This window comes from Bradyrhizobium sp. AZCC 2176 (assembly GCF_036924645.1).
GTDB lineage: Bacteria > Pseudomonadota > Alphaproteobacteria > Rhizobiales > Xanthobacteraceae > Bradyrhizobium.
In genome coordinates this window covers 311,200-323,539 of record NZ_JAZHRX010000001.1, presented here as the reverse complement: position 1 = coordinate 323,539, position 12,340 = coordinate 311,200, and the positions used below count along the sequence as shown (strand labels likewise).

At 64.3% G+C, this 12,340-nt stretch carries 9 protein-coding genes; 7 read left to right on the top strand and 2 right to left on the bottom strand.

Annotated elements, in window-relative coordinates:
* Nucleotides 1–55: 55 nt before the first annotated feature.
* From V1288_RS01405 to V1288_RS01395, 3 genes are all read left to right on the top strand, one after another.
* Nucleotides 56–1,297, top strand: coding sequence for an acyl-CoA dehydrogenase family protein (locus V1288_RS01405; RefSeq protein WP_334355376.1), 1,242 nt, complete (start codon nucleotides 56–58; stop codon nucleotides 1,295–1,297).
* 49 nt (nucleotides 1,298–1,346) lie between these two features.
* Nucleotides 1,347–1,667: an NAD(P)-binding protein gene (locus V1288_RS01400; RefSeq protein WP_334355375.1), complete on the top strand. Its 321-nt coding sequence runs from the start codon at nucleotides 1,347–1,349 to the stop codon at nucleotides 1,665–1,667.
* A 65-nt stretch (nucleotides 1,668–1,732) separates the two neighbouring features.
* Entirely contained in the window at nucleotides 1,733–3,679 is a 1,947-nt protein-coding gene (locus V1288_RS01395) for an alkyl/aryl-sulfatase (protein ID WP_334355374.1), read from the top strand.
* A 149-nt stretch (nucleotides 3,680–3,828) separates the two neighbouring features.
* Here V1288_RS01395 and V1288_RS01390 read toward each other — a convergent pair whose 3' ends face one another.
* A complete protein-coding gene (locus tag V1288_RS01390) occupies nucleotides 3,829–4,899 on the bottom strand; it encodes a glycosyltransferase family 4 protein (RefSeq protein WP_334355373.1) in 1,071 nt (356 codons plus the stop codon).
* A 303-nt stretch (nucleotides 4,900–5,202) separates the two neighbouring features.
* On the opposite strand from V1288_RS01390, the gene V1288_RS01385 reads away from it, so the two are divergent.
* From V1288_RS01385 to V1288_RS01370, 4 genes are all read left to right on the top strand, one after another.
* Nucleotides 5,203–6,966 (top strand): ABC transporter ATP-binding protein, encoded by a 1,764-nt coding sequence (locus tag V1288_RS01385; protein WP_334355372.1) that lies wholly within the window; start codon nucleotides 5,203–5,205, stop codon nucleotides 6,964–6,966.
* Nucleotides 6,967–7,032: 66 nt separating this feature from the next.
* Nucleotides 7,033–9,231: an amylo-alpha-1,6-glucosidase gene (locus V1288_RS01380; protein ID WP_334355371.1), complete on the top strand. Its 2,199-nt coding sequence runs from the start codon at nucleotides 7,033–7,035 to the stop codon at nucleotides 9,229–9,231.
* 42 nt (nucleotides 9,232–9,273) lie between these two features.
* Nucleotides 9,274–9,756, top strand: a complete 483-nt coding sequence (locus V1288_RS01375; RefSeq protein WP_334355370.1) for a PRC-barrel domain-containing protein — start codon at nucleotides 9,274–9,276, stop codon at nucleotides 9,754–9,756.
* Nucleotides 9,757–9,899: 143 nt separating this feature from the next.
* Entirely contained in the window at nucleotides 9,900–11,129 is a 1,230-nt protein-coding gene (locus tag V1288_RS01370) for an MFS transporter (RefSeq protein WP_334355369.1), read from the top strand.
* Here the strand turns inward: V1288_RS01370 and V1288_RS01365 are convergent.
* Nucleotides 11,101–12,327 (bottom strand): MFS transporter, encoded by a 1,227-nt coding sequence (locus tag V1288_RS01365; protein WP_334355368.1) that lies wholly within the window; start codon nucleotides 12,325–12,327, stop codon nucleotides 11,101–11,103. The genes V1288_RS01370 and V1288_RS01365 overlap by 29 nt on opposite strands.
* Nucleotides 12,328–12,340 lie beyond the last annotated feature (13 nt).

Genomic DNA, 12,340 nt, shown 5'->3' with positions numbered 1-12,340 from the left:
TTTGCAAATCGTGTCGATATACGCTTAGGTTCCAGAAAAGTCGGGGGAGGGCGGTATGGATTTCGATCTTTCCGGGCGATCGGAAGCTTGGCGCGACAAACTTCAGACGTTCTTCGACGCCGAAGTGTTGCCGCGCCATCGCGCCTGGGTCGATCACGCGGCCAGAGGCGAGGCTGCGCCTTTCATGGGGGACTTGCAGCGCAAGGCGCGCGCGGCCGGGCTGTGGAATCTCGGCCTTCCCGAACTGGCCGACGACGAGCCCGGCGCGCGTCTTTCCAACCTCGAATATGCGCCGCTGGCCGAAATCATGGGCCGGCTGTCCTGGGCGCCCGAGGTCTTCAACTGCCAGGCGCCCGACGTGCCCAACATGATCGCGCTGCAGAATTGCGCCACTTCTGAACAGAAGGCGCGCTGGCTGCAGCCGCTGCTGGAAGCCCGCACCCGCTCGGCATTCGGTATGACCGAACCTGATGTGGCCTCATCCGATGCGACGAACATCGCCACGCGCATGGTCCGCGACGGCGCCGACTACGTCATCAACGGACGGAAATGGTTCATCACCGGCGCGGCGCACCCACGATGCAGTTTCCTGATCGTGATGGGCGTGACCGATTCCGGTGCCGACCGCACCAGCCGCCATTCCTGCATCATCGTGCCGATGGATACGCCGGGCGTCCGCCTGGTGCGGCGGCTGCGCTGGATGGGATGTGAGGATCACGTCGCCCCGATCGGCGAACTCACGTTCGACAATGTGCGCGTACCTCGCGCGAACCTGCTCGGCGCCGAGGGCGAAGGTTTCAGGGTCGCGCAGCTCAGGCTCGGTCCGGCCCGCATCCATCATTGCATGCGCTCGATCGGACTCTGCGAGCTGTTGATCGAACTGATGATGGTGCGCTCGTCCGAACGCTCTGCCTTCGGGCGCACCGTGATCCAGTATGACACGGTGCAGCGCTGGATCGCCGAATCCCGCGTCGAGCTCGAACAAGCGCGGCTACTCGCCTATCGCTGCGCGTGGCGGCTCGATCACGCCGGCCATCAGGACGCGTGGCGCGACGTGTCGCTGATCAAAGTAGCGATGCCCGCGATGCTGCAGCGGATCGCCGATCGCGCCATGCAGGTGTTCGGCGCCATGGGCGGCTCCGACGATGCGCCGATCCATCAGGCGCTGGCCTGGGGCCGCCTGCTGCGCATCGGCGACGGTCCCGATGAAGTCCATCTGCGGCAGATCTTCCGCATGGAGCCGATGCCGTCCTGGTCGATTGCCAACTCGCCCTATCTGTCCGCACATCCGTCCTGAGCGATGGTAGGGCAGAAACGTCTGGTAATTTTTTGAAAGGCATCTTGGGATGACGATCACTGATCAACCCCGGGCCTCGCAGAGCACTGCGATCGACAGGGAGCGGCTGCGCCAGAAATATCTGGAGGAGCGCAACAAGCGGCTCCGCCGTGATGGCAACGACCAGTATCTCCGTGTTGCGGGGCAACTCGCGCATTATCTCGACGATCCCTATACGCCGGTCACGCCGCGCGATCCGAAAACCGACCACGTCACCTTCGCCTTCGTTGGCGGCGGCTTTGCCGGGCTCGCCACCGCCGCGCGCCTGTCCGAAGCCGGCATCAGAGATGTCAGGATCATCGAGAAGGGCGGCGACTTCGGCGGCACCTGATTCGAGGGGCTGCAGTTTCGCTGACGGCGTTCCGCTTTTTTGTTTGCGCAAGGGAGTACACAACAATGAGCCAACCGGCCACGATGGAGATGTCCAAGGAATCGCCGAAGGACGCTTCTGCGCCTGTCATCGCGCAGCATGCAGCGACGTTGAAGGCTCTGCCGTTCTCGGACGTACGAGATTTTGACGACGCAGCGCGCGGCTTCCTCGGCACCGTGGAGAACGCCAGGATCACATCGCCACAGGGAAGAGTGGTCTGGAGTCTTGAGCCCTACGGCTTCCTGTCGGCGGAGGAAGCCCCACCGACCGTCGATCCGAGCCTATGGCGGCAATCGCGGCTCAACATGCATCACGGCCTGTTCGAGGTCGTGCCCGGTGTCTACCAGGTGCGCGGGCTCGACATCGCCAACATGACGCTGATCGAGGGCGACAGCGGCGTGATCGTGGTGGATACGCTGACCTCGATCGAGGGCGCGCGGGCCGCGATGGAGCTCTACTTCCAGCACCGCGGCAAGCGGCAGGTCAGCGCCGTCATCTTCACGCATACCCATACTGACCATTGGGGCGGTGCGCGCGGCGTGCTCGACGACGCAACGCTTGCCGGCGGCAAGGTGCCAATTATGGCGCCCAATCTGTTCATGGAGCACGCGGTCTCCGAAAACATCATCGCGGGGCCGGCGATGCTGCGCCGCGCGATGTACCAGTTCGGGCCGTTGCTGGCGAAGGGCGTGCGCGGGCATGTCGATTGCGGGCTCGGCAAGACGATGGCGGCGGGTGCGGTCGCGCTGCTGCGCCCGACCGACCTCATCATCGCGACCGGTGACAGGCGAACCATCGACGGCGTCGAATTCGAATTCCAGATGGCGCCGAACAGCGAAGCGCCGGCGGAAATGCATTTCTTTATCCCGCGCTACAAGCTTTTGAACCTCGCCGAGAACTGCACGCATAATTTCCACAATCTGCTGCCGTTCCGCGGCGCTGATGTGCGCGATGCGCTGGCCTGGTCAAAATATCTCGGCGAAGCCTTGCAGATGTGGGGCGGCAAGGCGGATGCGATGTGTGGCCAGCATCACTGGCCGGTGTGGGGGCAGGAACGGATCGACACCATGATCCGGCAACAGCGCGACCTCTACAAATTCGCGCATGACCAGACCATCCGCCTGATGAACCACGGGCTCACCGCGGCCGAAATAGCGGAAACCATCCGCTTGCCGGCGGGCCTCGAGGGGGCCTGGCATGGGCGCGGCTACTATGGGCACATCAGGCATAATGTGAAGGCGATCTACCAAAAGTATCTCGGCTGGTACGATGCCAATCCGGTCAATCTCGATCCGCTGCCGCCGGTCGAGTCCGGAAAGAAATATGTCGAGTACATGGGTGGCGCGGATGCGATTCTCGCGCGCGCCCAGAAGGATTTTGCCAAGGGCGAATTCCGCTTCGTCGCGCAGGCGGTCGGCCATCTGGTGTTTGCCGAGCCGGACAACCAGGCCGCACGCGCGATGCTGGCCGATACGTTCGAGCAGCTCGGCTATGCCTCGGAGAGCTCGACCTGGCGCAACGCCTATCTGTTCGGCGCGCAGGAATTGCGACAGGGCATGCCCAAGGTGCCGGCGCGATCGGCGATGCCGCGCGAAACGCTGGCGGCGCTGCGCACTGAACAATTGTGGGACGTGCTCGGCGTGCGCCTCAACGGCCCCAAGGCCGAAGGCAAGCGTATCGTGCTGAACTGGAATTTCACCGACACTGGTGAGACGTTTGCCCTCAACCTGGAAAACTGCGCGCTGACCTATATCGCGGGCACGCAAGCCGCCGATGCCGACGCCAGCTTCACGCTTCCGCGCGGCGTGCTCGACGAAGTGATCGCGAAGGTGACGACATTTCCGGAAGCAGTCGGCTCCGGGAGGATCACGGTCAGCGGCAATCTGATGCGGCTCGGCGAACTGATGTCGCTGATGGACGAGTTTCCGCGGATGTTCGAAATCGTCGAGCCGAAACGGACGGTGGTGAACTGATGAACGCGCAGGGCAGGTAAAGCCGCCGGGTCGCGCGAACGCGCCCGATGACAGGCTCCGCGATGCACACCATGCATCGCCATATTGCCTGGAAAGGGTGGGCACGCTGTCACATTGCCCACCCGAATTCCATCGAATGTCGCGGACCGCTACTCCGCGCTGCTCACCAGCTTGATCCGCGGCTCGGCTTCTTCCATCAGGCCGCGATAGGCGGCGAGATAGTCGAGCGCCATGCGGCGGGCGGTGAAGCGCATCTCGAACTGCTTGCGAATGGCGGCCCGGTCCAGCCCGGCAAGACGATCGAGCACGGCAACCGCGCTGGTCTCATCTTCGACGACGAAGCCGGTGAGACCGGGGTCGATGATCTCCGGGACCGACCCGCGGTTATAGGCGAGCACGGGCGTGCCGCAGGCCATGGCTTCGATCATCACGAGCCCGAACGGTTCCGGCCAGTCGATCGGAACCAGCAGGCCGATCGCGCCGCTGAGGAAATCGGATTTCTCGCGGTCGCTGATCTCGCCGATGTAGTCGACCAGCGGGTTGGCCTTGATGAGCGGGGCGATCAACTCATCGTAATACTCCTGGTCGGCGCGGTCGACCTTGGCCGCGATCTTGAGCGGAATCCCGCATCGTGTCGCGATCCGGATGGCGCGATCCACGCCCTTCTCGGGCGCGATCCGCCCGAGCACGGCGAGATAGGATGGCTGCACTGGCTGCGGCGTCAGCAAGTCCTCCGGCAGCCCATGGTGAATGGTGCGCACCCAGTTGGCCTGCGGTACCGGGCGGCGCTGCGCATTGGAGATCGAAATCACCGGAATCTTGGTGAAGGTGGTGAACACCGGCTGATGCTCCGGCAGGTCGAGCCTGCCGTGCAGCGTCGTCAGGAACGGCGTCGGCTGCCGGTAGAACAGCGAGAATGGATAATAGTCGAGATGAAAGTGCAGAAAATCGAACTCTTCATCGTCGCATTTCTGCCGCACGCGCTCGAGCATCACCATATGCAGCGCGTTGGGATCCCGGACCGAACCGTCGAGCCGCAACGCTTTCGGCCACGCCGCATCGAGTTTCGCCGACGTGCGGGAATCGCCGCTGGCGAACAGCGTGACATCGTGCCCCAATGCCACAAGTTCCTCGGTCAGCCAGTGCACCACCCGCTCGGTGCCGCCGTACAATTTGGGGGGGACAGCCTCCGTCAGCGGGGCGACCTGCGCGATGCGCATATTTGCGTCTCCTGTTTCGAATGGTGGTTGAACGAAGCCCTCAGCCCACGGTCGACACCGGCGTGCCAATAGCGGGAACGTTCCCGTATCTGCGAAGTTCCCTTGATCAGCACATCTTGCTTCTTCCACACGGCTGTCTTGCTGATGCCATCTGACACAAACAAATTTACAGCCGTCTCGATGCTGCAAAATTGTTGCGCGGTGATGGCCATGCGGGGGCAAACCCGAAGCGGCATTCTTCACGTCCTCGTGTGCGATACGCGCTAGGGATTCTCGTTCACTCTCAACAGGTTTGCGGAGCTCATGGACAATCTTTCAGGGTATGTGCGACGGCCGTTTCCATTCGTCCTGCGCTATTTGCGCCGGCGTCGCGCGGCCCATGTGGTCATCGTGTCCGCCGTCGTTGCAGCGGTTGCCTGCTCGGTGGGCACGCAATATGGCGTGAAGAATCTGGTCGACAGCCTGACGGCCGGTTCGTCGCACGCAAGCAGCGTATGGCTGGCATTCGGTTTTCTCATGTCGCTGATTGCGGCAGATAATCTGCTATGGCGGGTCGCGAGTTGGACGGCGAGCTTTACCTTCGTCGGCGTCACCGGCGATCTTCGCCGCGACATGTTCCGCCATCTGACCGGTCACGCCCCCAGCTATTTCTCCGATCGGCTGCCGGGCATGCTGACCAGCCGCATCACGGCGACGTCCAACGCGGTGTTCACCGTTGAAAACATGTTTGTCTGGAACGTGTTGCCGCCGTGTATTGCAACCGTTTCGGCGATACTGCTGATCGGAACCGTCAGCCTGGCTATGTCCGCCGGATTGATCGTCATTGCAGGTATCATGCTGATGGCGATGTTCCACCTCGCTGCGGCCGGCAAGCCGCTGCATGACGACTTCGCCGACAAGGCGGCTGCGGTGGACGGCGAGATGGTCGACGTCATCAGCAACCTGCCGCTGGTCCGCGCCTTCTGCGGCCTCAGCTACGAACACGACCGCTTCGACGCCACCGTCGAGCGGGAACTCGACGCCCGTGGACGCAGCCTGCGTTATCTCGAGAAGCTGCGCCTCCTTCACGCTGTCGTGACCATCGCACTGACGATCGCGCTCTTGGCATGGGTCATCACGCTCTGGCAGCAGGGCGCCGCAACCACCGGCGACGTGGTGCTGGTCTGTACGCTCGGGCTTTCGATCCTGAGCGCGACGCGCGACCTCGCGGTGGCGCTCGTCGACGTGACGCAGCACGTCGCCCGCCTGACCGAAGCGATCGCCACCCTGTTGCTGCCGCACGAATTGAAGGATCATCCGGAGGCCGAGGCGCTGGTCCGCAGCGGTGCCGCCGTCGCCTTCAACAACGTCGGCTTCCACTATCCCGGCGGCGTTCAGGTGTTCGAGAAATTCTCCTTGCGCATTCAGCCCGGGCAACGGGTCGGGCTGGTCGGCCATTCCGGCGGCGGAAAATCCAGCCTGTTCGCGCTGTTGCAGCGGTTCTACGACATCCAGCGCGGCAGCATCACGATCGACGGCCAGGACATCTCGCGGGTGACGCAGCAAAGCCTGCGCGAGGCGATCTCGGTGGTGCCGCAGGACATCTCGCTGTTCCACCGCTCGATCATGGAAAACATCCGCTACGGACGGCCGAACGCGACCGACGACGAGGTGTTGCGCGCGGCAATCGCGGCGCGTTGCGACTTTATCGAAAATCTCCCCGAAGGCATGGCGACCATGGTCGGCGATCGTGGTATCAAGGTCTCCGGCGGACAGCGGCAGCGGATCGCCATCGCGCGCGCCTTCCTGAAGGACGCGCCGATCCTGCTGCTGGACGAAGCGACCGCCTCGCTGGACAGCGAGTCCGAAGAGGCGATCCGCGAGGCGCTGTCGCGGCTGATGCGCGGACGCACTGTGATTGCCATCGCCCATCGTCTCGCCACTTTGCGCCATTTCGACCGCGTGGTGGTGCTGCAGGGGGGGCGGATCATCGAGGACGGACCGCCGGATATTCTCGTGCAGGGAAGGGGCCCTTACCGCGAATTGGTTGCGCGCGAACTGGGTCGTCTCGCCAGCCATGCGGCCTGATCTGCTGCAGTAGCGTTTGCGTTCCGATGCGTCCATTGCCACGCAAGGAAATCGCTTGAGGTGAAAATGACAGCCGAAGTCACTCAACTCATCACCATTGAGGCTGCCGAACACGTCGCGGAATCGCCATTCTACATCCCGATGACGGGCCCGGCGACGCGGCCGCGTTGCTCGCTCAAGCACGACGACACCTTTATCGTGTTGGACAGCCATGGCGATATCGGCGCCTCCGCCGGCGGGCCCGACGGTCTGTTCAACGCCGATACGCGCTATCTCGCCCGGCTGGAAATGGTGCTTGACGAAGTTCAGCCGCTATTGCTCGGGTCCAATCTGCGTGACGACAATTCGGCGCTGACCGTCGACCTGACCAATTCCGATGTCTACCGCAACGGCAGGCTGGCGCTGCAAAAGGACACGCTGCACATCGTGCGCTCGATTTTCCTGTGGCGCGGCACGGCCTACCAGCGCATCGCCCTGCAAAATCACGGCGACCGGCCGGCAAGTTTCGACCTGACGCTGCTGTTCGACAGTGATTTCGCCGATTTGTTCGAGGTGCGCGGCGAACGGCGGCCGCGCCGGGGAGTAGGCTCCAGCCGGTTGCTCGGCCCTGCCGATGTCGTGCTGGAGTATAGCGGGCTCGACGGTCAGGCCCGCATTACCGCGTTGCATTTCGAGCCGCGGCCGACGCGGCTCGCCGTCAATGCGGCAACTTATCATTTCGAGCTGGCGCCGAAGGAAGTGATCGCGTTGTTCGTCGCGGTATCCTGCAACAGGCCGATCATGCAGAAGCAGGTGCCGTTCTTCCGCGGCCTGTTGGCGCACCGCCGCGAGATGCGGCGCTCGACATCAGGTGCGGCGAGCATAGAGACGTCAAATCAAATCTTCAACGAGGTGCTGTGCCAGGCGATGGCCGACCTCAACATGTTGATGACCGAAACGCCGCAGGGGCGGTACCCCTATGCGGGCATTCCCTGGTATTCGACCACGTTCGGCCGCGACGGTCTGATCACCGCGCTGCAAATGCTGTGGGTCGATCCGCGCATTGCCCAAGGCGTGCTGCGGCGGCTCGCTTACTTCCAGGCCAAGACCACCGATCCGCTCGCTGACGCTGAGCCCGGCAAGATCCTGCACGAAATGCGCGGCGGCGAGATGGCTGCGCTGCGCGAGGTGCCGTTCGCACAATATTACGGCAGCGTCGATTCGACGTCGCTGTTCGTTCTGCTGGCCGGCCTCTATGTCGAACGTACCGGCGACGAGGCGACGCTGGCCGAGTTGTGGCCTGCGATCGAAGCGGCGTTGCAATGGATCGACGGCCCCGGCGATCCCGACAAGGACGGCTTCGTCGAATATCAGCGCGCCACCGAGCAGGGGCTTGCCAACCAGGGCTGGAAGGATTCCTACGATGCGATCTTCCATGCCGACGGACAACTCGCCGAAGGCTATATCGCGCTGGCGGAGGTGCAGGGATATGTCTTTGCCGGCAAGCGGCTGGCGGCACGCTGCGCCCGACGCCTGGGGTTGATCGATCAGGCGGCGAAGCTCGAATCTGAGGCCCTGCTGCTTGCCGAGCGCTTCGAGCGGGCGTTCTGGTGCGAGGAACTCGGCACCTACGCGCTGGCGCTCGACGGCGCCAAGCAGCCGTGCAAGGTGCGAACGTCGAATGCCGGCCAGCTTCTATTCACCGGTATCGTTCGAACCGAGCGCGCACGGCGGGTCGCGGCCGATCTGATGAGCCAGAAGTTCTTTTCGGGATGGGGCATCCGCACGGTTGCGCGCGGCGAGGCCCGCTACAACCCGATGTCCTATCACGATGGATCGATCTGGCCGCACGACAATGCGCTGATCGCGCTCGGCCTCGCGCGCTACGGCCTGAAACATTCGGTGGCGCATCTGTTCAAGGGCCTGTTTGATGCCGCGAGCTACATGGATCTGCGGCGGCTGCCGGAATTGTTCTGCGGATTCCAGCGCGAGAGGCGGCGCGGGCCGGTGCTCTATCCCGTCGCCTGCGCGCCGCAGGCCTGGGCCAGCGCGACGCCGTTCACGCTGCTGGAAGCGGCGCTCGGCCTCGAATTCGATGCCGCGCGCGGCGAGATCCGTCTGCGCGATCCGCGATTGCCGGAATTCCTCAACGAGGTGCTGTTGCGCGATCTTCGGCTCGGACCGTCCAGCGTCGATTTGAGGGTCCGCCGCCACGGCGACGAAGTGTCGCTCGAGGTCGTGCGAACCCGCGGCCAGATTCAGGTGTCGATCGTATTGACGCATTAAGAGCCATGCGCGGCTCATGCGGCGAAGAGTCAGGAGGGCCACATGCGCATCGGTATTCTCATTCTGTTTCTGGTCGCCGGATTAGCCGGCAGCCCGGCGGCTTTTGCGGCGGAGGACCCCGGCGCGACGCAGGGTAGCCGCACCACGCCGCCGGATGCCGCAAAGGAACCCCCGCCGCCGTCGGTGACCGTGATTGGCGCCAGAGACGCCCATGGCATTCTCGGCCGCGAAGTTCGCAGCGCGGCGAATGAAGACATGGGGCGTGTCGTCGATGTGATCGTGGACCGCGAGGGCACCGTGCGCGCCGCGGTGATCGATTTCGGCGGTTTTCTCGGCGTCGGCAGCCGGAAGATCGTCGTCGACTGGGGCGCGCTGGGTTTTTGGCGCGTAGCCAATAAGCGTGACAGCATCACGCTCGAGTTGACCAAGGCTCAGGTGGCGGCGGCGCCCGAATACAAGGAGGACGCGCCGGTGATCGTTCTTGGTGCGGCCGGCCGTCTGCAGCCGTGGGATGTCGATCACTAGCGCATGATCCGGAACAGTCGGCACCGTTTTTTCGAGAGATTCATGCCTAAATAAGGAGGAGCAGCCTGGCCGCGCGTCCATCCCAATCGATTGAGCGAATTGACGGCGATCGCCATGGGCGATCCGCCGGTGGGGGCAACGTTGTGCCGCTGCCGCCTGCGCCGGGCGGCAGGCCAAAACCGTCGCGTGAAAGCCAGCGCGGCCTCGACTGGTTCATCTTCTTTCTCGCCGACGTGCAGACCGGTTTCGGTCCGTTCATTGCGGTCTATCTGACCACGCAGAAATGGACGCAGGTCGAGATCGGCTTTGTGCTGTCGATCGGCGGCATCATCGGCCTGCTCGGGCAGATGCCGGGCGGTGCCATCGTCGACGCCGCGCGTTCCGAGCGGCTGGTCGCGGGCCTGGCGGTCGCTACCATCGGCAGCGCCGCACTGGCCTATGCGTTATGGCCGATCTTTCCAGTGGTGACGGCGGCGGCCGTTCTGCACGCGCTGGCGAGCTGCGTGCTGGGGCCTGCGATTGCGGCGATCAGTCTTGGCCTGGTCGGGCCGCTCGCCATGGGGGAACGGCTTGGGCGCAACGCCCGCTTCGCTTCGCTGGGCAACGGCTCGGCGGCGGCCCTGATGGGTGCGTGCGGATACCTGCTGTCGAGCCGGTCGGTGTTTCTCGTGACCTTCATGCTCGCGATCCCGACATTGCTGGCGCTCTCCAGTATCCGCGGGCGGGAGATCGACGTCGCTCAGAGCCACGGCGCCGTCGTGCGGGAGGTTCCCGATAAAGAGGCCACCAGCGTCTTCCATCTGCTGCGCCAGCGCCCGCTGCTGATCTTTGCCGGCGGCGTGCTGCTGTTTCAGCTCGCGAACGCCGCCATGCTGCCGCTGATGGCCGGCGTCGTCACCACGCGGTCGAGCCAATGGGCGCCGGTGCTGATCGCAGCCTGCATCATCGTGCCGCAGGCCATCGTCGCGCTGACCTCGCCCTCGGTCGGGCGCAAGGCGCAGGCGTGGGGCAGGCGGCCGCTGCTGCTGCTGGCGTTCGGAGCGCTGGCGATCCGCGGCCTGTTGTTTGCGGTCGTCAGGGATCCCTACCTCCTGGTCGCGGTGCAGGTGTTCGACGGCATCACTGCGGCGGTGCTCAGCGTGATGGTGCCGCTGATCGTGGCCGATGTTGCCTTCGGAAGTGGCCACTTCAATCTCGCGCTAGGCGTGGTCGGGACTGCGACCGGCATCGGCGCGTCGTTGAGCACGGTGCTGGCGGGCTATATCAGCGATACCTTTGGCAGCAGCGTCGCCTTCACGGGACTGGCCGGGATCGCAGCCCTTGGCCTGACGGTGATCTGGTTGCTCATGCCGGAGACCCGGCGGACCGAGTGAGCGTGAGGCGCGCGGTCAATAGCGCCGCGATGGCCAGCGAGGCAGTGATGCCGGTGACGCAGGCGGTCCATCCGAAGCGGTCGAACAACTGGCCCAGCACGGCGCTGCCGACGAGGCCGCCGAGAAAATAGCAAGCAAGGTAGGTTCCGCTGGCAACGCCGCGGTTGTCGCGGGCGGCTTGGCCTACGAAGCCGGTGGCGCAGGCCTGTGCGAAGAACGTGCCGATGCCGACCAGCACCATGCCCGCCAGCACCTCCGGCAGATGCGACGACAGCATCAGCGGCAGGCCCAGAGCAGCGACCGCAAGCGCGCCCCATATCGCCGGCCGCGTGCCGAAACGCGCCACCGCCCTGCCGGCGAACAGCGTGGTAACGACGGACGGCGCGAACACGAAATAGACGACGCCGAGATCCATCCGCCCGAGCGACAGCGGCGGGCGCACCAGCACAAAATTCACGAAGGTGAAGGTGCCGATAAACGCAAACAGGATGCAGAAGCCGATGGCGAAGGCCGAGCGCAGCGCCGGGTTGCGCCAATGCTCGACCGTCGCCGCGAACGGCGACTGCGCCGTCGGCATCGCGTGCATCGGCTTGACGCGCCGGATGGTGAAATAGACCAGCACCGCGCCGGCGAGATTGAGCAGTGCGAAGAAATAGAAGTTCGAGGCCAGCCCGAGCGTATCGACGACGGCGGCCGACACCAGCCGCCCGATCAGATTGCTGGCGACGTTGCCTGTGATATACGCGGCGAAAGCGCCGCCCGCATCCATCTGATTGCATTGCTCGCCGAGATAGGCCAGCGTCAGCGCAAAGGCCGACGCCATGCAGAGGCCCTGCGCGACACGAAGGACCGTGAACACGGTGAGGTCGGGTGCGCCGGCCAGCAGTGCGGTAGGGATCGCGAGCAGGACCAGACTGACGAGGATGCCGAGCCGGCGGTCGATATGCGGGCTCAGGAAGCCGACCACGAGCCCCGCGACTGCCATGCCCATGGTACTCGCATTGACCGCAAAGCCCATCGCGGCGGGGGTTACGTTGTAGTGCCGGGCCAGAGACGGAAGGATCGCCTGCGTAGCGAACAGATCGACCACGGTCAGGAATGCCGTGAGGCCGATGACGAGGGACCGCAGCACCACGCCGGACGAATGACCCTGCATTTCCATCGCTTCCGATTTCATGTGCGCGGAAATGCCGGTCATGGCGCTTCTCGAT